We start from the raw sequence: 24,158 nt of genomic DNA, 5'->3' as shown, positions 1-24,158 counted from the left end.
CTATTGGATATCTAGCGGCACTGGGTGCCGCGGTCGCGGGAATGCGGAGTCGAGAAGATCGAGTTCTGTTTGCGAGAAGCAGATTGATGCTGCCTCGATGTTTTCTTTCATATGCTTCAAGCTTCCGGTGCGCGGGATTGCAACGACGTCCTTATGAGCAAGGACCCATGCAAGCAGGATTTGGAAGGGAGTTACACCGCGGTCGGCAGCCAGGGTTTGGATAACTTTATTTGTGATGAGGTTGTGCTGCAGCCTTCCAGCCTGCGCAAGAGGACAGTAGGCGATTGTCGTAACTCTATGTGCAGCGTGCAAAGGTTGTAGATCGACTTCGATTCCTCGTGAACCAAGGTGGTACAGGACTTCGTTGACTTGGCAATGCTGTGAGCCTTGAACCTCCAAGAGCTCTGACATATCAGAGCAGTCGAAGTTAGATACTCCCCACGAGGAGATCTTTCCCTTTGCGCGGAGGCGCTCCAATTCTTCGACGGTTTCTTCTAGGGGCACTGCTCCACGCCAATGGTAGAGATACATGTCCAAATAATCGGTGTTGAGGAAGCGCAAGCTTGTGTCGAGCGAGTGCTCTATACGCTCGTGCGAGGCATTAGAGGGAAGAACCTTCGAGATCAGGAAAATAGAATCGCGTTCATAGGGGCTGATTGCTTCGCCGACTAGATCTTCAGATCGTCCGTTTCCGTACATTTCAGCGGTATCGATAAGCGTTGCGCCCGATTCGATTCCGTATCTCAGGGCGGCAATTTCTTCGTCTCGTGTGCTTGCGCTATCGCCGAGATACCAAGTTCCCAAGCCAAGCTGGGGGATTGAAGTTCCGTTTTTAAGAAGGACCATTGACATCTGTGATCTCCTAGAGTTCCTTCGTCGCATTGAAATCTTCTGCGACTGCATTTCGGAAGCATTCGTCGTAGCCGAAGTCGAGCGCCACACTTGCGAGGCCAAAAGCACCATCCAGCGCTGCTTGGTCCCCTGAAGGTGATGCCGCGGCGGCGGCTAATTCTTCTGTGTGGAGCATCAGCTGAGAGTCTCCAACAGAAACTAGCGGATGGATTGCCGGTATACGGATTGATAGATTTCCAAAGTCTGTTCCCGCTGCGATTGTCTCTGATAGGACTCCGAATGGCAGGGGGTTTCGTCCGCGTCGACGCTGTGAACGTACCCATGATTGGAGGAGCCACTTATTTGATATAACGGGCGCTTCGTTTCGATTTGCTTCTTCGATAAAAGTGACCGCTGTGCCTGTCATCAGTGCTGCCCCGCGGAAGATATTGAGTACTCGTTCAACAAGGTTGCTCAGTCCCGAGTCGTATTTTGATCGGATACACATGCTGAGTTCGGTTTTCTCTGGGATGACGTTAGGCACGTCGCCACCATTGGTGATAATTGCGTGCATGCGGTCGGTGGGTGAGAGCTGTTGGCGGAGCAGGCCGATTCCGGTCAGAGACAGGACTGCAGCGTCGAGCGCATTACGCCCCATGAAAGGCGCCGATGACGCATGTGAGGGGACGCCTGTAAATTGGATCTTTAAGCGTTTTTGTGCGAGCCATGTTTGGTGTGCAACATCCGTCCCGTAAGAGTGGGCCATTACAACCGCGTCAACGCCATCAAATGCGCCTCGTTGGAAGAGAACTTCTTTGCAGGTCGAGCATTCTTCTGCGGGGGTGGTCTGGAGGATCACCCGCATGGGGAGGCCGTCGGGCAGTTCTGAATTGAGTGCTGATAATGCTAGAAATGCCCCCACTGTTTGGGCGCACATAACGTTATGTCCGCAGCCATGCCCGATGCCCGGGAGGGCGTCATACTCGCAGGTTAATGCAAATACCGGTGCATCCGGGTCGGAGTTTCCGATGCTTGCACGAAGCGCTGTTGGAATATCGAAAACTCCCTTCTCACTACTAATGCCGTGTCGCGCGAGTACTTCGGCGACTGTGTTCATCGCAAAGTACTCATTAAAGCCCGTCTCAGGGTGCGAATGAATTGTGTGAGAAAGCGAAATAATTTCGTTATTTAGATGAAGAATTGCGCTGCTCAGTGCATCGCGGAGGACTTCAGCTGCTCCTGTTTCTTCATCGAGTTGCTCTGAATCTCCGAGAAATGCGCGGCGTTCCTCGGTCTCTTTCTGCATGAACTCGGTATATAGCCGGGTAGGTGTTTCGGGTGTATCGAAATGGAAGATATCGGTCACGATATTTTTCCTTCTTGGTCTATAAAAATGAATTGTTACCGGCTTACTTCTGACTTGCCGTAAGTTTCTGGACAACCCGAGTAAGGGCAGTTTCATCACCGACATTTCCCGGGAAAACGATGTACGGAATTCCCAGCGCAGGACCCGAGCATGCTGTCCAGAGCGAAATGATTCCTTCGAGCATCGGCCCAATGCACATTGCGTGCCGCATCTGAAGTGCCTTTGAGGCCAGATCCGATGAAGTAATCCCTCCCTTTGCAATGACAAAACGGGGGGAAGTCCCAGTGATGATTTCTTGAACGAGGCGGACAAGGGAAGCCGACACGAGGCGTGCAATAGCAAGCGAGGCCTCGGGATCGGAAGCGGTGTGAACCTTCCGAGAGGTAGAGATCAATACAGTTTTTTCAGATAAACAATCGATTGCTTCACGCGCGAGCTCGTTGAGGTACATTTCGCGTTGAGAATCATCAATAACCTGCGAAACATCAAGCTCGATGTGATGGAGCGGCACGTTCGAAGTGAGATGGTTGAGCTGCGCATTCGTTACCGCAACATGCGATCCGACTACGACCAAACCGCCGGGAACAAAAGCGCGCTCAGAGTCGATGAGAGTGCTGATTTCATCGCTAGTAATCGGAGCATGACGGTCCTGACCAATTCGAGCTCGCATAAAAGGAGGACCGACGTGGTAGACAAAGTGCTTCCCCTGTGCTTCTGCTTGAATCAAAGCAAGACTTATTGCGCGCAAATCTTCTTCGCAAGCTGCATCAGGTGCGAAGACCATCCCCTTACGCATCGACATAACGCGTGAGAGAAGCTCTTCAGGCTTGGTGCGAACGCAATTCAGATCCGCAGTTACCACATTATCGAAGGGAATTTCACCCCCACTCTTTTCTTCTACCCAAAGAGCAAGTTCAGAGGAGTGAAAACCGAAACTTGCATCTCGCGCGAATTCACTTTCTCCAACAGGGATATAACTATTGTCTTCTCGGCAGTAATGGACACCATTTATGGTCACTCGACCGGCATCTGGAAAAGCAGGAATAAGGACAATTCCGTCAATTCTTTGACCGTTTTGCTCAATTGATTTCGCAATCGATGTAGCCTCAAGCGGAAAATGGCAACGTAATGTCGAATCCGAGCGCGAAACAAATGAGATAGGAATATTTAGTTGTCGAGCCGCCTCGCTAGCATTCTGAACAATTTCATTGATGATAATTGCGACTTTTGAACGCGGTAGTGAACGCGAATTTGTCATGACATAAATTGCGGGCTTTTCTTGTGTAAGCGCCCATTTGCAATCCTCCAAACCCCAGGTTGTTAATACCGGGATATCCGCAACGGACTGGGTGCCGGTGGGATCGTCGTCAAGGACGAAAAAAACCGCTTCGGTTGCTGAATTCTCCCTGATTTCTGTGCGGACTGCACCAGCGCTGATATCGGGGGCTTGAGGATATGAGCTGAGAAGCTGATCGAGGGACACCATGAGAACCTCCATGTTCAGTATGTGACCGTCCTAGGGGGCTCACTGTAGTACAGCGCGCAGTCGGAGTGTCAATATTATTTAAATTAATAGATATATGTGCCACTATTTTTCAGTTTTTGTTCATAAGCAAAACTAAATGCTGAAAAAGTGGTGTGAAGTTAATATTAAGTCCCTAAGAGTTTTAGCTCAGGGTGTCAAGATTGACACTTTTCAGTCCTTATTTTGTGCGCGTTTTAACGAAAGAAACGCGCCATAAAGCCAAAAGTCGGGTGTTTTGCTGCGTTGCAACTCTGTGTACCATCGCTCGTACCGACGGCGACTCGGGTCGTCGAATCGGCCTATTAGCGATGTAGCTGATAACTGACTTCTGGGAGGAAAGATGAAAATTCTCGCGGTTAACGTCAATACCACTGCTGCAATGACTGAGCAGATTGCTGACGCAGCACGCGCTGTTGTGCGTGAGGGTACGGAAATCGTTGGGGTGACTCCACGAGTTGGTGCGGAATCAGTCGAAGGTAATTTCGAATCGTATCTCTGCGCTGTTGCGGTGATGGACAGCGTGGCAACCTATCCTGATGCTTTTGATGCTGTCATTCAATGTGGCTTTGGTGAGCATGGCGTTGAAGGGCTGCGTGAGATTGTTGATGTTCCAGTTGTTGATATGACCGAGGCGGCTGCTCATTTTGCAATGCTTCTCGGCAATCGTTTTACCATCGTGACAACACTTGATCGTGCCGTCCCTCTTATCGAGGAGCGTCTGCTGAGCTTTGGGCTTGATAGACACTGTGCGAATGTTCGATCGACTTCGCTTAGTGTCCTGGAGCTGGAAGATCAGGAGCGTGCGAAAGATGCTATTCGGGAACAAGCGCGAATTGCGCTCCTTGAAGATCATGCCGAAGTGATCGTTCTTGGTTGTGGAGGCATGGCGGGCTTGGATCGAGAGCTAACTGAGCAACTGAATGTACCTGTGGTCGAGGGAGTTGCGTGTGCTGCACTCTTGGCTCAGGATCTTGTTGACCTTGGTTTGACTACCTCAAAAATTCGCACCTATGCGCCACCGCGCCCTAAGCGGGTTGCGAATTGGCCAATTTCGAGAACTAAGTAGTTCTTAGAGCATTTCTTGTTGAACGGACTTCTTTCCGTTTAGGTAAAACTTCAATTAAGCGTGAAGTGGCGGAAGCGTACTCAGGTAATGCTACAAGCTTCAACGAATATTGATGAGGCGTCGTACGTGGCGGAAACCAAAGCGTGAACTGATGGCACCCCCTTCGTCTGCGTCTTCATAGATTTTCAGAAGCGTCTATTCGGTTAATTCTGGAGCTCGACAACGTTGTCGGGCAGAAAGTAGGAAAGATGAGTGAGAAGGTAATAAATCCCTCATCGGCTGGCGTTGAAGATGACGCCATGCCGAGGGGTATTGATACCAGTCTTTTCAATGACGATCTTGCTCCAGCAAAAAGTCGTGACTGGAGTTTCTACTCGCTATTTGCGATGTGGATGTCAGATATTCACTCGATTGGTGGATATACATTTGCGGCGGGTCTTTTTGCGCTTGGGCTCAGCGCTGCACTCGTGTTCGCGGGTTTGTCAGTTGGAATTGTTATTGTTTTCCTTCTGATGAACCTCGTGGGATATGCGGGTCAAAAAACTGGCTTGTGCTATCCGGTGCTGGCACGTATTTCATTCGGTGTTTATGGGTCGAATCTTCCGGCCTTGACACGTGGCTTCGTTGCTATCTGCTGGTATGGAATTCAAACTTGGCTCGCGTCCAAGGCTGTCATTGTCCTTGTTGGTTCAATCAATAAGTCGTGGATCGACTGGGGACACACAATGTTCCTTGGCGAGAGCATCCTTGGCTGGGTTGCGTTTGTCTTAATGTGGACGCTTCAGCTGCTCCTGCTTCGTAACGGCATGGAAACGATCCGTAAATTCCAGGACTTTGCAGGGCCTGCGGTTTGGGTTGTCATGTTTGTTCTGACGATTTATGTGCTCTACAAGGCTGGTTGGAGCATCTCGCTCACGGTTCCTTCGAAGCCTGCTGAGTGGGGAATGCTGCATTCATTCCTTGCAGCTATTGCCTTGACAGTCGCTTATTTCTCGACGCTGTTGCTGAATTTCTGCGATTTTGCGCGTTTTTCTCCAAGCAAGAAGGCCGTTTTCCAGGCAAATATGTGGGGACTTCCTGTTAACTTCATCCTCTTCTCGGTTGTCTCGGTCCTGGTAACTGCAGGCTCGTTCCAGATTTATGGTGAATATGTTTACGATCCCGTCGAAATGGTTTCGCGTATTAATCACCCGATTGCCGCAGCCCTAGGGGCAATTACCTTCTCGGTTGCAACATTGGGAATTAACGTCGTTGCCAACTTCGTTTCTCCGGCATACGACCTGGCAAACGCATGGCCTTCGAAGATCAACTTCGTTCGTGGCGGTTTGATCTCCGCGGTGATTGCCCTGGTTATCACGCCTTGGAACCTGTTCAACAGCCCTGTGATGATCAATATCTTCCTTGCAGCTTTTGGTGCGGTTCTCGGTCCGCTTTTTGGAATCATCATTGCGGATTACTTCCTCTTGCGAAAGCAGCATGTCCAGGTATCAGAACTCTTCAAAGTTAACGGGATGCATGCTTTTACAAAGGGCTGGAACATGCGTGCTGTCTGGGTGTTTATTGCAACCTCGATCCCCACAATTTTGATTGCGGTTCTGCAGATCGATTTCTGTCGCTTCCTCAGTCCATTCTCATGGTTTATCGGAGCAGGGCTCGCCTTCGCGTGTCACTACCTGGTCTCTAAGAATGACCCCTACGTGATCAATGCAGTGAAGCAAGCGATGACGGTTGACCTTGATGCCGATCGTGATGCGATTGCCCGATAGAAAGGTGAAAGACATGGAAACTCAAGCAGTAGACCTTGTTATTAGAGCAAAGCGGACCGTCTTCCCTGATGGAATTCGTCCCTGTGCAGTGCTCGTTAGCAATGGGGTTATCGGTGGAATAGATGACTTCGATGCTCCGGTTGATGCAGCGAAAGAAATTATCGTTCCGGACGACCAGGTGTTGATGCCAGGGCTCGTGGACTCGCATGTGCATATCAATGAGCCAGGCCGGACAGAATGGGAAGGCTATGAGAGTGCGACTCGCGCCGCATTCGCCGGTGGAATTACAACGGTTCTTGACATGCCTCTCAATTCGAATCCTCCGACGACAACCCTTGAAAACCTAAATGTTAAGCGAGTGGCAGCAGAGGGGCAGCTCTCGGTTGACGTCGGCTTCTGGGGTGGCGCGGTTCCGGGGAATGTTCCTGATCTGGAAGCTCTTTGGGAACACGGAGTTTATGGATTTAAATGTTTCACGGCTCATTCCGGCATTGATGAATATGGATATCTGACCTACGAACAGATCAAGGAGACGCTCGAGGAAATTGCGCGTCTTGATGCAGTCCTTATCGTCCATGCCGAGGACTCAGAAATCCTTGCGCAGGCACCCCAGATCGGTGGACAAAAGTACCAGGATTACTTGAACTCGCGTCCGCGGAGTGCTGAGAACACTGCGATCCATAACCTGCTGGAACTGGCTAAAGAGACGGGTGCTCGCGTACATATCCTTCACCTGTCCAGTTCAGAAGCTCTTGACGATATTCAACGTGCTAAGGCTGAAGGAGTGCGAGTCACTGTCGAGACGTGTCCTCACTATCTGACCTTTGCGTCTGAGGAAATTCCAGACGGTGCAACCCAGTACAAGTGTGCGCCTCCACTTCGTGAGGACGAGAATCGCAAGAAGCTGTGGCAGGGACTCATCGATGGCACGATCGACCATATTGCTTCTGACCACTCTCCATGTACTGCAGATCTGAAGCACCTTGAGATCGGCGACTTTGCGCAGGCTTGGGGCGGTGTTTCATCTGTTCAGCTTGGTTTCTCCGCCATCTGGACAGCAGGCAAGCAGTTTGATGTCGAGCTACAGGATATTGCTCGTTGGTTCGCCGCAAATCCTGCTCGAAATTTCGGCATTGCCCGGAAGGGTGAAATCGCGGTCGGGAACGATGCTGACTTTGCCATCATTGCGCCGGATGAGACCTTCACCGTGAAGGTTGCTGAACTGGAGCATAAGAACAAGATTTCTCCCTACGACGGTCGGGAGATGCGCGGAGTTGTGAAGCAAACAATCCTGCGCGGAAACACAGAGCTGACTAGGGATTCAAAAGTGGGAACGGAATTGTTCCACGCCTAAGGGCGCTCTTCATTCAATAGAAAACACTAAGTAACACAGGAGTTATTGTGTCTGAACACATGCGCTCAATGCGCGAACTGATCGATGCCGTTGACCACGCTGGCAAGAACTTCATTTCGATCAACGATCTCTCGAACGAACAGCTCTACAACCTGTTCGAACTTGGTAAGGCCCTTGAGCTGTTCAACCGCTCGAAGATCGACCTTTTCGATGACAAGATGCTCGCGCTGATGTTCTTCCAGCCGTCAACGCGTACCCGTATGAGCTTCCAGACCGCTATGGAGCGTATGGGTGGCCACGTCATTGTTGAGGCAAATCCGAAAGTGACCTCTTCGGTGGCGAAGGAAGAGTCGATTGAAGATACGATGCGCTGCATTTCGCAGTACGCCAATTTGATCGTTCTCCGCCACTACGATGAAGAGGAAGCTCGCCGAGGAGCCGAGTCCGCAGAATGCCCCGTGATTAACGGTGGTTGGGGCCACTGGGAACACCCGACCCAGGCGCTTCTTGACCTCTATACACTGTGGCGTCGTTTCGGTCGTATCGAGGGATTGAATGTCGCAGTTGTCTCGCCTGACATGGTTGAAGCACGCACCGGCCACTCGATGGCCTACGGACTTGCTCGCCTGGGTGCAAATGTCTCTATCGCATCCGATTCCGATCGCCGTACTCCCTCTGAGGTGACCGACCGTATTCGCAATGAATTTAACGTCGAATTGAATGAAGAATTCGATTTCGAACAGGATTCCTTCAACGAATTTGTCCGTAAGCAGGACCTCATCTACCTGCCGGGTTGCTCTGCTCCCGCTGGCGCAAAGGCAGACGAGTTCAAGACCTTGATGGATCGTTACTTCGTCCGCTACGACACCCTCAAGGATGAGGCAGAGAAGGGCCACATGATCTACGTGACTCACACCCTGCCGCGTCGTAAGGGCGAGATGGATCTGCGTATCGATAACACTCCGCATCAGTTGCACTTCCGCGCAATTTTGCAGTCGGTTTCCATCCGCATGGCTCTGCTTGCATCGATCCTCGGCAACTGATTACAGACAGAACAATAAGAAAGGAAAAAGGAACAATGCTGCTCGAAATTACCGCTGGAGGCTACACCTTCAAGGCTCGCTATGAGGATGAAGCTGCGCCTAAGACCGTTGAAGCTTTCAAGAAGCATCTTCTTGGTCTGACCTCAAAGATCATTCATGTTCGTTGGTCTGGCCAGGCCGGATGGATTCCTTTTGGCGATCTTGATCTTGGCATCAAGCCTGAGAACGGAACCTGCTACCCGCACCCCGGTGAGCTCGTAATCTACCCCGGTGGTGTATCTGAGACGGAACTGCTCCTTGCGTACGGATACGTCAACTTTGCCTCGAAGGCGGGGCAGCTGGCTGGCAACCACTTCGCGACGATCATCGAAGGCAACGAGAACCTTGCTGCCTTGGGCGAAAAGTTCCTTTGGGAAGGTGCCCAAGAGATTTCGTTCCGCGAAATTGATGAGTAAGCGCGCATGACACTCAGGGTGTCCTGGCGAGATGGTGATCTCGCCAGGACACCCACAGAAGAAAGGATATGCATTGAAACAGGAAGAAATTGAGAGCCTCGAGCAGACTGCTCTCGAGTGCCGTCGCGATATCGTGCGAATGGTGCACCATGCGGGAAGCGGCCATCCGGCTGGTTCTCTTTCCGCCATCGATGTGTTGCTGGTTCTGTACATGAAATACATGCGTGTACGTACTAGCGAACCTCACTGGCATGGCCGTGACATGTTCTTTCTTTCAAAAGGACACTGCACTCCCGCCTACTACGCTGCGATGAGCGCACGCGGGTTCTTCCCTCGCGAAGAACTTATGACATTCCGAGACATGCACACTCGTCTCCAAGGGCACCCCTCGAATCTTCATCTTGATTGTGTTGATGCGTCCTCGGGTTCTCTGGGGCAGGGGCTCTCTGTTGCAAATGGTGCAGCGCTGGCCGCTAAGCATGATGGCATGGACTCGCGTTACTACGTCATGCTTGGTGACGGAGAAATTCAAGAAGGCCAAGTTTGGGAGGCTGCGATGTCAGCTGCCGCCTATGGCCTTGATAACGTCTGTGCAATTCTTGATTACAACAAGATCCAACTTGATGGTCCCGTCAATGAGGTTTTGTCTATCGGCGATGTCCGTGCAAAGTGGGAAGCATTCGGCTGGAACGCCATCGAAATCAATGGGCACGATATTGCAGCGATTGATGCTGCTTTCGAAAGTGCGATGCGGTTTAAGGGGAAGCCGAGCATCATTATTGCCCACACGATCAAAGGTAAGGGTGTGTCCTTCATGGAAAACACCGCGAAGTTCCACGGCCTAGCTCCGACGGATGAAGAACTTGCACAAGCTCTGGAGGAATTGAAGTGACGACTACTACCGAACCTCGTGAAGGTTATGCGCGAGCGCTCATTGAATTGGGACAACAGCATGATGATGTTTTCGTTCTTGATGCTGATTGTGCAAAGTCGAATTACACGAATCGATTCCGCGACAAGTTTCCGGACAGATTCTTCAATATGGGAATTGCCGAGTGCGACATCGTTGGAACCGCTGCAGGTATGGCCGCGCTTGGGAAGGTCCCATTTGCGAATGCATATGCCAACTTCCTCACTGGACGCGGATATGACCAAGTTCGAATTTCGGTCGCATACTCCGGTAGGAATGTGAAAATCGTTGGTCACAATGCCGGGACTTCTGCCGCCCAAGAAGGCGCAACGCACCTTCCTCTTGAAGACATTGGACTGATGCGTGCGATTCCGGACATGACGGTGATTGTTCCCGCAGATTCGTGTGAGATGGAAAAAGCCGTGCGTGCTGCATATGAATACGACGGCCCTGTATATCTGCGTGTTGGGAAACTGAAGGTCCCGGACGTGACGACCGCCGATACCCCGTTTGAAATTGGTAAAGCAATTCGCTTCCGTGAAGGCAGTGACGTCACGCTAATCTCAACGGGCAATATGCTTTTTGAAACGCTTAAGGCAGCCGAGATTCTTACGGAAAAGGGTGTTTCCGCTGAGGTTCTTCACATGCATACGGTTAAGCCTATCGATTCGGAAGCAATTGCTGAATCCGCAAGGAAGACCGGCGCAGTTGTCACAGTTGAAGAGCATTCGATTCTGAATGGCTTGGGATCAGCTGTCGCTGAAACCCTCTGTGAAAAATATCCAGTCCCACTGCGACGGGTTGGTACAAAAGACGTTTTTGGACTGTCTGGAACCATGGACGAACTCATGGATTACTTCGGACTTCGAGCGGAGCCTATCGCTGCAACCGCTTTGGAAGCAATCCAGGCAAAGTAACTGCAAACTCGGAAAGAAGATCAAAATGAAACAGTCGTTACATGACTACATGCGTGTTGGCATTGTCCACTTTATGGCCTACCCGTTCGCGATGTCTGGTGAGGGGCCGATCGCGGATTCTGTTGCCAAGATCGTGTGCGATGAGTTCTTTGAGTCAATTGAGGTCACCCACGTTGATGTTCCTGATGAACATGAACGAGTGAAGAACCTTCTTACGACCTCGGGTGTCCGTGTTGGTTTTGGCGCACAACCATTTATTTTACGCGGCAAGCTTGACTTGAATTCTCCCGACCCTGAGAAGCGTCAGCAGGCGATCGACGTACTTAAGGGAGCAGTTGATCAGGCCTATGCATTCGGCGCTCGTAAGTTTGGTTTCCTCTCTGGTCCGCGCCCCCAGGCAAAGGAACAGCAGGAAAAGGCTCTTGAACTTCTCGCCGAATCAATCACTGAGATTGGTCGCTATGCGCAGTCAAAGGGTGACTTGATGCTGTCGCTCGAGACTTTCGATGACTCCACCGACAAGCGTGCACTTATCGGTTCAAACCGACTCGCAGTCGAACTTGCGCAGGAGGTTCGTAAGTCGGTGCCTAGTTTCGGCTTGATGATCGATCTCTCGCATCTGCCGATGCAGACCGAGACCATCCATGAAGCACTTCATGTGTCTGCGGACTACATCAACCATGCGCATATTGGAACGTGTGTGATCAACGACCCGACGGATCCGGCATTTGGCGATAAGCATCCCTATTTTGGACACCCAAAGGGCGAGTGCAAGGTTCCTGAGGTCCGCGAATTCCTACGTGGTCTGCTGGAAAACGGTTACCTGGTTGAAGACGCTGCCGATCGAAATATCGTTGCTTTTGAAGTCCAACCGCTGGGCGAGCAGACTTCTGAAGCCGTTATTGCTGATGCGAAGCGTACTTTGCGCGAGGCTTGGCGCACCCTCTGAGTGATAAAGAGGAAATGGAGGGAATCATGGGCGCAGGGAAGCGCATGACGGTAGGCTTTGTCGGCATTGGCACTATGGGGTTGCCAATGGCAATAAACCTGCTTCGTGGTGGGTATTCCGTTAAAGGCTATTCTCGTGTTCCTGAAAGAAATGAACGCTTTGGAGAGGCTGGCGGCACAGTTTGCTCCTCCGTTGAAGAAGTTCTTTCGGACGTCGATGTCGTTATCACGATGGTGCCAAACGGTAGCGTTGTCAACGATATCGTCACGCGTTATAAGCACCGCTTCACTCCATCTTGCCTCTTCGTTGACATGTCAACTACCTCTCCGGCTGATGCGCGTGCTGCTGCGGAGCAGCTAGCAGAAGTGGGAGTGGATTTCTTGGATGCGCCGGTGTCTGGCGGACTTACCGGCGCATCCGAGGGGGCATTGTCCATCATGGTCGGAGGCCATGAAAGCGTCCTTGAAAAAGCGCGGGGAGTACTTGCGCTTCTCGGGCGCTCAATTACTTACATGGGACCGGTAGGTTCTGGCCAGGTGACAAAGGCGGCCAATCAACTCATTGTCGGTGGAACTCTGGCATTGGTAGCGGAAGCCGCTGTCCTTCTGAAGAAGAGTGGAGTTGCCCCAGCGACTGCGCTCTCCGCTCTTAGAGGTGGGCTAGCTGGCTCGCGAATCCTTGATCTGAAAGGACCGCAGATGATCGAGCATGAATTCACGCCGACCTTCGCAGCGGGACTCCACCTAAAAGATATGGATATCGCCATGGCAGTGGGACATGAAGCTCACTGTGTACTTCCCGTAACCGCTTGTGTATTGCAGCTGTTTGAAGCGGTTTGTGCATGCGGATTCGCGGAGCAGGATCACTCGGTCATCATCAAAATCATCGAAACACTTAGTGGAATTGAAGTCGAACGGAGAAACTAACCATGTCACGAATGCGCGCTGTTGATGCAATCGTTCGTATTCTTGAGAAGGAGGGGGCAACACAGGCATTTGGGGTGCCGGGTGCTGCTATCAACCCGCTTTATTCAGCAATGAAAGAGCATGGCGGGATTCGCCATGTGCTTGCGCGTCACGTTGAGGGCGCTTCCCACATGGCAGAGGGCTTTACGCGTGCAAAGTCTGGAAATATCGGTGTTTGCATTGGAACATCGGGTCCCGGTGGCACCGATATGATCACTGGTTTGTACTCGGCGAGTGCGGACTCAATCCCGATCCTGTGCATCACTGGCCAGGCAACCCGTCCAATGTTGAATAAGGAAGAGTTCCAGGGCGTGGATATCGCATCGATTGCGAAGCCTGTCACCAAAATGGCAGTTACGGTTCTCGAACCAGCGCAGATTCCCGGAACCTTTGCCGAGGCCTTCCGTCGTATGCGCTCTGGTCGCCGTGGTCCCGTCTTGATTGACCTGCCTTTTGATGTCCAGGTTGCTGAAATCGATTTTGATATCGATACCTACGAGCCTCTGCCAGTGTGCGAACCGCGTATGACTGCCCTCCAGGCAAATCGAATTCTCGACATGCTGGATGAGTCTGAGCACCCAATCCTGTTGGCCGGTGGAGGCGTCATCGGTGCCGACGCATCTGAGGACCTCATTGCCTTGGCTGAATATCTTGGGGTCCCTGTTATTTCGACCCTTATGGGTTGGGGAAGTATCCCGGATGATCATCGCTTGGCTCAGGGAATGGCGGGAATCCAGACATCGCAGCGCTATGCAAATGCAACGATGATGGATTCAGACTTGGTTATCGGTATCGGTAATCGTTGGGCTGCACGTCACTGTGGCAATTTGGAAACCTATCGAAAGGGTAGGAAGTTCGTCCACGTCGATATCGAACCAACTCAGATTGGTCGCGTGTTCCCGCCGGACTTTTGGTCGGTATCCGATGCTAAGGCAGCACTCGCTGAATTGCTCGCTGCTGCCAAGGACCGCTACGGTGCAGAGCTCACTCGATACAACCAGTGGGTGGATGAATGTAATGAGCGTAAGTCGACGATGCTTCGCAAGACCCATTTCGACAACGTTCCGCTTAAGCCGCAGCGTGTCTACGAAGAGATGTGCCGCGCATTTGGACCTGAAACTCGCTATGTCACGACGATCGGCCTTTCACAGATCGCTGCGGCTCAGATGCTTCACGTATTTAAGCCCCGCCACTGGGTGAATGCCGGTCAAGCCGGTCCTCTCGGATGGACAATTCCAGCAGCCATTGGTGCGTCTGTTGCCGATCCGGATACTCCGGTTGTTGCACTTTCGGGTGACTATGACTTCCAATTCCTCATTGAGGAACTTGCAGTCGCTGCGCACTTCAATATTCCATATGTGCATGTTGTTGTGAATAACGCCTACCTGGGACTTATTAGGCAGAGCCAGCGAGCATTCGATATGGATTACCAAGTCCAATTGTCGTTTGAGAACATCAATGCCCCTGAAACAGGGGGGTACGGCGTGGATCATGTTGGTGTGGTTGAAGCACTTGGATGTAAGGCAATTCGCGTGCACAACCCCGATGAGTTAGCGGCAGCGCTCGCGGAGGCACCGAAGATCGCAAAGGAATACCGTGTCCCCGTTGTGGTTGAAGCGATCCTTGAACGCGTGACGAATATTTCGATGGGAGCCGCTATCGATAACGTCAACGAATTTGAAGAGGTCGCGGAAAACCCCACAGAAGATGCACCTTGCGCGATTGGACTCGCGAAGTAGTAGCGAACCGCGTCTTCAGTTCTCTTCCTGCAGAAAATACCGAAAACAGGTATTTGAAGTAGGGGGTAGCAGCATCATTTGTGGTGCTGCTACCCCCGGGTAGTAACGATGCTGCCCAGACCTTTAGCTATCGCATTCCTCGGCATCGTCCTCTCTGTAGTCATGCGATGTCATGGATGGAATCGCACTGATCCAGCGATAGGCCTAAAAATGCATTTTCAAATAACGAGGGAAGGAGTGTATCGACTTGCCTTTGCTCTGGTGCTGAATGCGTCTAAGCGGAAGCGAGTCTTGAACGGAGTTAGCCGTTCATTGTCGGCAAGAGATGCCGAAAAGCCGGGTAATTTACTCGGGAATAGTGATGATCTTGCCTGTTGGATCAGTTTGTGATGATCCGTTTTTATCGCAGAACAATGGAGTTTTAGGAGAATTATTATGAGAGCCCAAGAGCTGTCATTTGAAGAAATAGAAAAGGGTGATCCAGAACATCGGTTATGTAATCGTGATCTTGCACCGGCAAGTTCGGATGACCGAGTGTGGAATGGCTATTCGCTTTTTTCCCTGTGGATGAATGATGCCCACAATGCATCGAACTACACTTTTGCTGCTGCGCTATTTATTGGTACCGGGACGTTGATGGGCCTTACGCCTTTCGCAATCGTTATCGGCGTTCTCGTTGCTACTGCAATTATCTTTGCTGCTTGCTGCCTTTCTGGAATGATGGGCTACGAGACAGGCGCTCCATATCCGGTGGTTTCTCGTGTTACTTGGGGTGTTTGGGGAGCGAACTTCCCAGCAATTGTCCGTGGCATTGTTGCTATTGCTTGGTACGGAATTCAGACCTATATTGCGTCGATTTCACTTGAGCTGCTCTTAATGCGAATTTTCCCAGCAATGCGAGAATGGTCGACGCCTTTCCTTGGGCTACGCCTATCTGGTTGGTTTGCATTCCTGTTGTTGTCAGCGGTCCAGCTGCTGATTGTCTGGCGAGGAATGGAAGCCGTCCGCCACTTCCAGGGTGCAGCTGGTCCTATCATCTGGGTCATTATGATCGGCATGGCCGTTTGGATGCTCTCACAGGCAAACTGGAGCTTCTCGTGGATGACGAACGCTAGCGGTGAGACACCCGATTTTGGCACCCAGCTCTACCAGATCTTTGTGACCGTTGGCTTGACAGTGGGAACTCTTGCGACGCTAATGCTGAACTTTGCAGACTTTGCTCGCTATGCTCCGACGAAGAAGGCCGTCTATGTGGGTAACCTTCTCGGCCTTCCTCTGAACTGGACGGCGTTTGCGCTCACTTCAGTGATTTGCTCGGCTGCGGCGGTTCAGGTTTACGGTGAAGCCTTCAATGATCCAGGTGATTTGCTTGACCGTATTGATAACAACATTGTCTTCTACCTGGTGTCGATTGGCTTCATTGTCGCAACTGTTGGCGTCAATATTGTGGCAAATTTCGTGTCAGCGGCTTTCGACCTCTCGAATGTGAGTCCGAAGCATATTTCCTTCCGTATTGGTGGAATCGCGGCAGTCGTTCTGTCCATTGTTGTGACACCGTGGAACCTGTACGGAAGCCCCGCAGCGATCACCTACTTCTTGGGATCTTTGGGTGCGCTTCTCGGCCCGTTCTTTGGAATTCTTGTCATGGACTACTACTACTACAAGCGTTCCACTGTGGATCTGAAGGACTTGTATTCGCCTCAGTCAGCAGGCCGCTACTTCTACCATGGCGGGTGGAATTTGCGTGCTGTCGCTGCTTTCATTCCCGCTGCGGTCGTCGCATTGTGTGTTGCACTTGTAAAGGTGCCTTTCCTTGAAGCGATTGCACCCTTCTCCTGGTTCGTTGCGGCTCCGCTCGGTGCACTGTGCTACTGGGTGGTTATGACTGTGACCCAAACTCCACGGGATTGTGCTCCCGTGTCTGAGACCGTCGAAACAGAGAGTGAAGTCCTTAAGCTCTCATGACGTTCTCGTAGGTATAAAAAGAGGTGGCGGCAAGCATGATGCTTGCCGCCACCTTATATATGAATCAGATTCAGTTGTTGCTCTGAGCCTTGAGCAGGTCGCGGATCTCAGAGAGCAGCTGGACGTCCTCGGAAACTGCGGGAGCTTCCTCGGGCTCTTCCTTCTTGCGGCGAGCGTTCAGAGCGTTCATCGGCATGACCACGAAGAGGTACAGTGCAAAGGCAACGATCAGGAAGTTGACCAGTGCAGTGATGATGGCGCCGGGCTGAACAGTTGCCGAGCCAACGGTGAACTCCAGGAAGCTGTCGAAGTTCGGCTTGCCGACCAGACCACCGATGAGGGGGTTGAGGAACTTCTCAACCAGAGCGGTGACGACTGCGGTGAAGGCAGCACCGATCACCATACCGACGGCAAGATCAACAGCGTTTCCGCGGGAAATGAATTCTTTGAAGCCCTTGAGCATGGAAAACTCCTTGAGTTATTGATATTCAGCTCTGAGTCCAGTTAGGAATCACCGAACTCGCACGTGTTGCGTGACGCTCATGCGTCAACCAAGGAGAAAGCCTATCGGCAACACCAGTGCCTTGGGAAGCGCAAAATACGCAGTCTTCCTCACATATTGCGCCTAGCCTGTGCAGGAGCTATTCACTTGATTCCCAGTTTAATGAAGTGCGAAGGCGTAATGACTCCGTCTACCGGAATATCGTGATCCTCGCGGGGGAGCAATTCTTTTCCTCGATACTCCCAATCAAAAATGCATGCAATAACTGGGGCTGACACGCCCTTATATAACAGTGCGCGGTCGTACCAGCCGCCACCCTGGCCAAGGCGAGTGCCGGCCTCGTCGACTGAAAGACCGGCGATCAGGACAATCGATGCCGCTTCAAGAGCCTGGGCTTCGCGGATAGGGGCGCGGCTTTGGGCAGGGAAGCGCGGGTTAGGGCGAGTGAGTTCGTCACCTCGGGAATGAAGAGCCCAGTGGGGTTCGCGCAAGAGCGTGCCGTCCTCGCACGCAAGAACAGGAAGTAAAACGGGGTCAAAACAGGCAAGGATTCCAGAAATATCTGGCTCCTTTTCCATCGGATAAAAAGCTGCAAGGGGGTGGCTACTGCTGGGAGTGACGCCAAAAACATCAAGCGCTTCACGGAAATGTGCGGTCAAAGCGTCACGCTCACCCTGTTCCTCGCCGCGGCCTCGGGAATCCCAGTACAGGCTCCTACGCGCACGAATTTCAGCACGAAGTGAGTTTTTATGCATGGTCATTTCGCTCCCATGCCCCTTCCTCGACTACTCTGGTGACTATGACAGATCGAAATGTACCTGTGCGTCACGCGGTTGTTCCGGCCGCCGGACGCGGCACGCGTTTCCTGCCAATCACAAAGTCTGTGCCTAAGGAAATGCTGCCTGTTGTTGACCGTCCTTCAATTGAATATATCGCTCGAGAGGCAACGGATGCCGGTATCGACGATATGCTCTTCGTGACTCGAACCGGTAAGGAATCCATCGAAGCCTACTTTGATGCCGACCCCGGTCTCGAAAATGAGCTCGAGAAGGCAGGCAAGGACGAGCTTCTTGCCCTCTCTCGCGAATACCTCAAACTTGCACGCATGCACTCGGTGCGCCAGGGACACCCGCTGGGTCTGGGACATGCTGTTTTGCAAGCCCGTCAGCATGTTGGAAATGCTCCCTTTGCTGTGATGCTTCCTGACGACCTCATGCACCCGAATTCCACGCTGCTCAAGCACATGATTGATGTGCGCCATGCTCTTGGTGGTTCGGTTGTTGCCCTTCTGCGCGTGACTCCTGAACAGGCGACTGCCTACGCGTCGACTTCGGTTACTCCTCTGGAGATCCCCGAAGGTGTTTCCCTCAAGGACGGCGATCTTATGCGTATTGATCGCGTTGTTGAGAAGCCGCCGCTCGAAGAGGTCATGAGTGAGTACGCGGTTGTCGGACGCTACGTCTTCGACCCCGCGATCTTTGATGAACTGACAAAGATCGAGCCCGGACGCGGTGGCGAATACCAGCTGACTGACGGTTTCGCTCGCCTGATCGATCGTGACCCGGAGGACGGTGGCGGCCTGTACGGTGTCGTTGTCAATGACCGTCGTTTCGATACCGGTGACAAGCTCGGCTACCTCGAGGCCAATATCGCCTTGGCTTTGGAAGATCCGAAGCTCGGTCCGAAGTTGGCGGAGTTCTTGGTGAACGAGGCCGGTACCCAGCTGAAAGACCGTCTGGCGAAAGTTCTAGGTCTGTAATGCGCTCGGTCGCTGATTTCTATCAAGACTGTATTTCTGCCGTCGGGCAGCAGCCCCCTCTGGATGTCCAACTTCCAGACGCTGTGGGCTGCGTCTTGGCAGAGGACGTTGAGGCTCCCTTCAACCTGCCGGTTGCTGACCTGGCTGCGTGCGATGGCTACGCGGTTGCTGCAGCTGACCTTGAAGGCGCTCGCCCGGATGCTCCTGTTGTCCTGCCCGTTACGGAAGAGATCCGCGCGGGGGATATTCACCCTGCTGCCCTGATCCGAGGCCGCGCGATCCGTATCGCGTCTGGCGCTCCTATGCCTCAGGGTGCGGATGCAGTTCTTGCTCTGGAATTCAGCGACCATGGCATTTCTAAGGTTTCCGCGAAGACTCAGCCTGCGGTAGGAGAGAACATCCGCCGTAAGGCCGAGGACGTGGAAGAAGGAACCGTTGTTCTTCGAGCGGGGACCCGTGTGGGTGCCCGTCAGGTTGCTCTGCTTGCCGGCGTTGGTCGTTCCCGCGTTCTGGTTCACCCACGTCCCCGCGTGGTGATTTTGTCCATCGGTGATGAGCTCGTTGAGCCCGGCCGCGAGGCTCGCCCCGGAACGGTATTCGATGCCAACGGCCACGCACTTTCGACGGCTATCACTGATGCGGGTGCGCAGACCTTCCGTGTGTCTGCCGTTCCCGATGAGCGTTCTGTCCTTCGTGAAACTATTGAAGATCAGTTGGTTCGCGCCGATTTGATCTTGACGACGGGCGGTATCTCGTACGGAAGTGGCGATACAGTCCGAGAGGTCTTGTCGGCACTTGGTACGGTTCGCTTCGATTCGGTTGCTGCATGGCCAGGTCACATCCTTGGTGTGGGAACTGTCGGCGGTGACGATCAGGGGCGCGCGGGTACGCCTATTTTCTGCCTTCCCGGTGACCCGGTTTCCGCCCAAGTTTGCTTCGAGGTTTATGTGCGTCCTGCGCTTCGCCACATGCAGGGCTGGACTGTTCTTAACCGTCCCAGCGTTGAAGCGCGCGTAGATCGCTCATGGTATTCGCCGCGAGGCCGTCGCGAGTTCGTGCGAGTGCGTCTAGTGGGCGAACCTCGCACGGGATATCAGGCGAAGGTGATGGGAGCCCCTGCCTCGTTGCTTCTTTCGGCCCTGGCTGAATCGAATGCGCTTGCGGTGGTCCCCGAAGACGTGACGAATGTGCGCGTCGGCGATATTTTGCGCTGCATGGTTTTGGACTGATTGGGTACCTATTCGGAATGGGACTGCGCGAGCTTTTTGCACCCGCTGCGGTGTGGGGGCGTGACCCGTCCTTCTTCAGTGTGCGCATTGAAGATCCGGTCTCGGAAGGTTTTCTTCGCGCGTCGTCCTCTGTGCCTCCTGAGGTCATGACAATTCGCCCGCTTTTGGGGCGCGACCATCTGCGTATTGATTCGGTACGACGCGCGAACTCCGCTTGGCTGAATCCGTGGGATGCAACCTTGCCCGAGGGAGCAGTGGAAGAACTTCCAACCCTGTGGGAGTACATGCGGCGCGCAGACCGCGATCAACGGCAGGGGCACTCTTTAATATTGATGCCCGAATTTGATGGGAAGCCGGTTGGTCAATTCACCCTTTCACAGGTGCAATGGGGTGCAATGAGTCAAGGAATCCTTGGCTATTGGGTTGCTCAAGAGGCTGCTCATATGGGCGTGGCTTCTTTGGTTGTTGCCTACATGATGGACTTGGTTATTGGCGAACTCGGTCTGCATCGAATTGAAGTTAATGTCCGGCCAGAAAATGAGCGCTCTTTGGGTCTTTGTCGCAAGCTTGGTCTTCGCGAGGAAGGCTACCGTGAGCGCTATATGAACATCGCGGGGCAGTGGGCCGACCATGTGAGTTTTGCGATGGATGCAGAGTCTCTTCCGCAAGGTGGCATGATCGCCTCCGTGTACGGTCAAAGCTTGCGCTAGCACATTTCCCCTTCATGTTGTCAATGGTGTGCATGTGACAACTGTGATTGATGTGAATTTGCTGCGCTATTTTTCTTCCAATGATCACAGACACGCGCCCGCCATAGGACTTCGTCATGGCGCTGAGGTTTTAGCGTTAGAGGGTGGTATACGGAGGAGTTTTGGTTGCAGTGGCGGTCATCGTCACCCTTGCCACCCTCCCGTACCTTGTTGCTCGTCGAAGCGCGATGATGCAATCTCGAGAGAACGATCGGTTTTCTCCCAGCTTGCGTCTCGTTGAATCGGCTAGCGTCGTACCCGTCGACGAATGCGCTGACGAATCGCCCGCGCTACTCAACGGCACCCGTCCCGTGCAACGAAGGAGCTCTCCAGTGGCACACAATGCTCCGGTCCTGACCGCAGAGGCCGCCCGCGCTCGCAGTCGCGGAGTGCGTGAGATTTCTGCACTGCGCGCTCGTCGCGCTGCCCGTTTGAGCGCCGAGGCCGCTGCTGCCCGCCGACGTGTGCTGCTTGTGGCAGTGGCCGCGCTTGCAACCCTGATCCTTGCTGGTTGTGCTGCAGCAACTTCGCTGTCATGGATGTGGCCGCTTCTTCCCTTTGCTGTGGGTGCGGCAACCCTTGTCTTCTCGCGGGCGTGTGCGATTCGTTCCCAGCGGATTGGGGAAGAGGAAGTCGCACAGCTCCGCAGGCTTCGCGACCAGCTCTCCCGGTCATCAGCGTCTGGGAAGGCGTCGACTGAAGTAACCACGGTCGAAGCTGAAGCTGTCCAGTCGCCTGTTTCTGATGCCTCGGAAGAAGGCGTGGAAGATGAGAGTCTGCGCGCGGATCAGGTTACGAATGAGTCCGAGGAACTCGCTGAAGATCTTCAAAATGAAGCGCAGGTTGCGGTGGAGGAGACTGTGGCCTCTGCTATCGAGGAAGAGATTCCGGCTCCCGTGGAACGTCGCACTTGGACGCCTGCCGCAATCCCCGCGCCGACCTATGCAATGCGTGCTCGACTAAGTGGGCGAATCGTGCACCCCGATACCGATATTCGCGGAATCCCAAGGGTGGATGCGCGTATTCCTGCTCGCCCGATTGCCGCTGGGCCGGTGCCGAAGGACGCGCGTTCGACCGAGGAAGTTGTCGCCTACGAAGCAGTTGTCCTGGATGTCGAGGCCGCGCTGGATTCGCGTATCGCTCAGTAGCTTGGCGTACGGAGCCTGCTGGGGCTCCGTTTGGCCAAACGGATTTCTGCCGCTATGATGGTGGGGTCCTTGGGGCTATGGCGCAGTTGGTAGCGCGTCTCGTTCGCAATGAGAAGGTCGGGGGTTCGAATCCCCCTAGCTCCACAACCTGGGTCGGGCTGATTGCCCGGCCTTTTGTGTATCTCCCGTTCTTTTGGATATAGGAATCCCGGTCACCTACGTGAGGCGACCGGGATTTCTATCTTCCAGAGCTGCATCGAGGGCACGAGGCCCTGGGGTAGCGCTAAGGCCTACCTAGGCCTCGTCCCCAGCTAGTCCTGCCAGTAATCCAGCTTCTGGGTGATACCGATAGAAGAAGCCTTGAAGGTCGGGTTCAGTCCCGCCTTGCGCTGCTTCTGGTAATCAAGGGCGCACCGGATGGCCTTGTTGCCCAGGATGATGATCACGGGCAGGTTGATCAATGCCATGAGGCCCATCAAGATATCGCCAATGTTCCATGCGACCGAGAACTCCAGCAGTGCACCTGCAAAGACCAACAGCGAAGCGACTGCACGGAAGATTGTTAATACCCAGTGCGGAGTCGGCTTATCTCCGAAGAGGAAGCGCAGGTTCACCTCGGCGTAGTAGAAGTTGCCAACCAGAGTGGTGAAGCCGAAGAGCAGCAGGGCAAAGGTTGTGAAGGGGCCCGCGAAAGAACCGATGGTCGAGGCCATTGCGTTCTGAACCAGGGGAGCACCGGTCACATCGCCGTTGAGCTCAACATTGGAGGAGAGGATCACGAAGGCGGTGATCGTGCAGATGATCATGGTGTCGATAAAGACAGAGAGCATCTGAACCAGGCCCTGCTTGACGGGGTGGGACACCGAGGCAGAAGCTGCGGCGTTGGGAGCGGAACCGACACCGGCCTCGTTCGAGTAAAGGCCGCGCTTAATGCCGTACATGACCGCCGATCCTGCGAAGCCGGAGAAGATTGCCTTGAAGTCGAAAGCGCCTGCAAAGATCGATTCGAGCATCGAAGGAATGTTCTGCCAATTGATCAGCACAACAACGATTCCCACGCCCAAGTAAATGATTGCCATGACCGGGACGAGGAAAGAAGTGATGTCGGAAAGACGGCGGGTTCCGCCGAAGATTGAACCGGCCATCGCGATAGCAAGCAAGCCACCGATGATGTAGGGAGTGTAGCTGGCGTTGTACCAGCTGTATGCGCTGAATGCCTGGTTGACGTTGAAAGAAGCAAGCAGATTGAAGCCGCCCATGTAGGTGACGATCAAGGCAATTGCGAAGACCACTGCCAACCATCCCTTGCCTAAGCCGTCCCTGATGTAGTACGCGGGACCACCGAAGGAATGGCCGTGAGGGGAGCGACGCTTATAGATCTGAGCCAGAGTTGATTCAATGAAAGCCGAGGCCGAGCCAACGGTCGCGATAACCCACATCCAGAAGACCGCTCCAGCACCGCCCAGCGCGATCGCCGTCGCGACACCGGCAATGTTGCCAACGCCCACGCGCGAGGCCGTGGAGACCATCAGTGCACGGAACGAGGAGAAGTCACTATCTTTTTCGGGTTTTTCCATAACGACGCGAATCGACTCCCAGAACATGCGAAGTGGAAGTGCCTTCGTTCGGATAAAGAAGTACAAGCCAGTACCGATCAGGAGAATGATCAGGATGTAGCTGTACAAGGCAGTAGAAATTGCATCCAAGATGCTTGCCATGAGAGCTCCTCAGTCGAAATGGTCAGAAAAACCGCAGAATTTCGCCGATTGGGAGGTCCCAATGGCCGCTGCGAAAACGTTGAGATAAGCGTATAGCAAAGGTAAAGTATTGGCAATAATTATAAAAATCTAGGGCCCAAAACGGTAATGTGTGCTGGTTCACGTGGTTTTGGTTTGACGTGGTGGGGGTTGGGTGTGTAGA

General features: G+C 53.1%; 21 protein-coding genes and 1 tRNA gene. 16 read left to right on the top strand and 6 right to left on the bottom strand.

Going from position 1 to position 24,158, the window contains the following annotated elements; all coding sequences use genetic code 11:
• From ADG72_RS00215 to ADG72_RS00205, 3 genes are read right to left on the bottom strand one after another with little or no spacing between them, the layout of a single operon-like run.
• Positions 1-852, bottom strand: a complete 852-nt coding sequence (locus tag ADG72_RS00215; protein ID WP_048711311.1) for an aldo/keto reductase — start codon at positions 850-852, stop codon at positions 1-3.
• Between the two features lie 10 nt (positions 853-862).
• On the bottom strand, positions 863-2,197 hold the full coding sequence (locus ADG72_RS00210; protein ID WP_080978609.1) for an amidohydrolase: 1,335 nt from the start codon (positions 2,195-2,197) through the stop codon (positions 863-865).
• Between the two features lie 43 nt (positions 2,198-2,240).
• Positions 2,241-3,683, bottom strand: a complete 1,443-nt coding sequence (locus tag ADG72_RS00205) for a four-carbon acid sugar kinase family protein (protein WP_048711310.1) — start codon at positions 3,681-3,683, stop codon at positions 2,241-2,243.
• Between the two features lie 379 nt (positions 3,684-4,062).
• Between ADG72_RS00205 and ADG72_RS00200 the strand changes: the two genes are divergently transcribed.
• From ADG72_RS00200 to ADG72_RS00150, 11 genes are all read left to right on the top strand, one after another.
• On the top strand, positions 4,063-4,788 hold the full coding sequence (locus tag ADG72_RS00200) for an aspartate/glutamate racemase family protein (RefSeq protein ID WP_048711308.1): 726 nt from the start codon (positions 4,063-4,065) through the stop codon (positions 4,786-4,788).
• A 248-nt stretch (positions 4,789-5,036) separates the two neighbouring features.
• Positions 5,037-6,554 carry an NCS1 family nucleobase:cation symporter-1 gene (locus ADG72_RS00195; protein WP_048711307.1) on the top strand — a complete coding sequence of 506 codons (1,518 nt, stop codon included), beginning with the start codon at positions 5,037-5,039 and terminating at the stop codon, positions 6,552-6,554.
• A 13-nt stretch (positions 6,555-6,567) separates the two neighbouring features.
• Positions 6,568-7,908 carry an allantoinase AllB gene (allB, locus tag ADG72_RS00190; RefSeq protein ID WP_048711305.1) on the top strand — a complete coding sequence of 447 codons (1,341 nt, stop codon included), beginning with the start codon at positions 6,568-6,570 and terminating at the stop codon, positions 7,906-7,908.
• 47 nt (positions 7,909-7,955) lie between these two features.
• Entirely contained in the window at positions 7,956-8,951 is a 996-nt protein-coding gene (locus ADG72_RS00185) for an aspartate/ornithine carbamoyltransferase family protein (protein ID WP_048711303.1), read from the top strand.
• A 35-nt stretch (positions 8,952-8,986) separates the two neighbouring features.
• Positions 8,987-9,406 carry a DUF3830 family protein gene (locus ADG72_RS00180; protein WP_048711300.1) on the top strand — a complete coding sequence of 140 codons (420 nt, stop codon included), beginning with the start codon at positions 8,987-8,989 and terminating at the stop codon, positions 9,404-9,406.
• Between the two features lie 73 nt (positions 9,407-9,479).
• On the top strand, positions 9,480-10,298 hold the full coding sequence (locus tag ADG72_RS00175) for a transketolase (RefSeq protein ID WP_239667608.1): 819 nt from the start codon (positions 9,480-9,482) through the stop codon (positions 10,296-10,298).
• The gene (locus ADG72_RS00170) at positions 10,295-11,233 is read left to right on the top strand and encodes a transketolase family protein (RefSeq protein WP_048711296.1); all 939 of its coding nucleotides are present in this window, start codon (positions 10,295-10,297) and stop codon (positions 11,231-11,233) included. Before ADG72_RS00175 ends, ADG72_RS00170 begins: the two co-directional genes overlap by 4 nt.
• Before the next feature lie 25 nt (positions 11,234-11,258).
• Complete coding sequence (locus tag ADG72_RS00165) at positions 11,259-12,182, top strand: sugar phosphate isomerase/epimerase family protein (RefSeq protein ID WP_048711293.1); 924 nt, start codon at positions 11,259-11,261, stop codon at positions 12,180-12,182.
• 26 nt (positions 12,183-12,208) lie between these two features.
• The gene (locus ADG72_RS00160; protein ID WP_080978619.1) at positions 12,209-13,108 is read left to right on the top strand and encodes an NAD(P)-dependent oxidoreductase; all 900 of its coding nucleotides are present in this window, start codon (positions 12,209-12,211) and stop codon (positions 13,106-13,108) included.
• A 2-nt stretch (positions 13,109-13,110) separates the two neighbouring features.
• Positions 13,111-14,886, top strand: a complete 1,776-nt coding sequence (gene gcl / locus ADG72_RS00155; protein ID WP_048711289.1) for a glyoxylate carboligase — start codon at positions 13,111-13,113, stop codon at positions 14,884-14,886.
• A gap of 435 nt (positions 14,887-15,321) precedes the next feature.
• Positions 15,322-16,851, top strand: coding sequence for an NCS1 family nucleobase:cation symporter-1 (locus tag ADG72_RS00150; protein WP_019127027.1), 1,530 nt, complete (start codon positions 15,322-15,324; stop codon positions 16,849-16,851).
• A 70-nt stretch (positions 16,852-16,921) separates the two neighbouring features.
• On the opposite strand, the gene mscL is transcribed toward ADG72_RS00150, so the two are convergent.
• Together mscL and ADG72_RS00140 are read right to left on the bottom strand one after the other, a co-directional pair.
• The gene (gene mscL, locus ADG72_RS00145) at positions 16,922-17,314 is read right to left on the bottom strand and encodes a large conductance mechanosensitive channel protein MscL (protein WP_048711287.1); all 393 of its coding nucleotides are present in this window, start codon (positions 17,312-17,314) and stop codon (positions 16,922-16,924) included.
• Between the two features lie 182 nt (positions 17,315-17,496).
• Entirely contained in the window at positions 17,497-18,114 is a 618-nt protein-coding gene (locus tag ADG72_RS00140; RefSeq protein ID WP_048711285.1) for a 5-formyltetrahydrofolate cyclo-ligase, read from the bottom strand.
• Positions 18,115-18,152: 38 nt separating this feature from the next.
• Between ADG72_RS00140 and ADG72_RS00135 the strand changes: the two genes are divergently transcribed.
• The 5 genes from ADG72_RS00135 to ADG72_RS00115 all read left to right on the top strand — a co-directional run bounded on the left by ADG72_RS00135 (position 18,153) and on the right by ADG72_RS00115 (position 22,382).
• The gene (locus ADG72_RS00135) at positions 18,153-19,112 is read left to right on the top strand and encodes a UTP--glucose-1-phosphate uridylyltransferase (protein ID WP_026066698.1); all 960 of its coding nucleotides are present in this window, start codon (positions 18,153-18,155) and stop codon (positions 19,110-19,112) included.
• Complete coding sequence (gene glp, locus ADG72_RS00130; protein WP_048711282.1) at positions 19,112-20,341, top strand: gephyrin-like molybdotransferase Glp; 1,230 nt, start codon at positions 19,112-19,114, stop codon at positions 20,339-20,341. The genes ADG72_RS00135 and glp overlap by 1 nt, the downstream gene beginning before the upstream one ends.
• A 17-nt stretch (positions 20,342-20,358) precedes the next feature.
• Positions 20,359-21,051, top strand: coding sequence for a GNAT family N-acetyltransferase (locus ADG72_RS00125; protein WP_048711280.1), 693 nt, complete (start codon positions 20,359-20,361; stop codon positions 21,049-21,051).
• Between the two features lie 371 nt (positions 21,052-21,422).
• Entirely contained in the window at positions 21,423-22,238 is an 816-nt protein-coding gene (locus ADG72_RS00120; protein WP_239667607.1) for a hypothetical protein, read from the top strand.
• Positions 22,239-22,309: 71 nt separating this feature from the next.
• A tRNA-Ala gene (locus tag ADG72_RS00115) sits at positions 22,310-22,382 on the top strand.
• Positions 22,383-22,549: 167 nt separating this feature from the next.
• Here the strand turns inward: ADG72_RS00115 and ADG72_RS00110 are convergent.
• Positions 22,550-23,956 carry an alanine/glycine:cation symporter family protein gene (locus ADG72_RS00110; protein WP_048711277.1) on the bottom strand — a complete coding sequence of 469 codons (1,407 nt, stop codon included), beginning with the start codon at positions 23,954-23,956 and terminating at the stop codon, positions 22,550-22,552.
• Positions 23,957-24,158: the final 202 nt, after the last annotated feature.

Source organism: Trueperella pyogenes (assembly GCF_001070855.1).
GTDB classification, from domain to species: domain Bacteria; phylum Actinomycetota; class Actinomycetes; order Actinomycetales; family Actinomycetaceae; genus Pauljensenia; species Pauljensenia pyogenes_A.
Note: the sequence above shows the minus strand (reverse complement) of the source record. Positions and strands in the feature narration are given on the sequence as shown.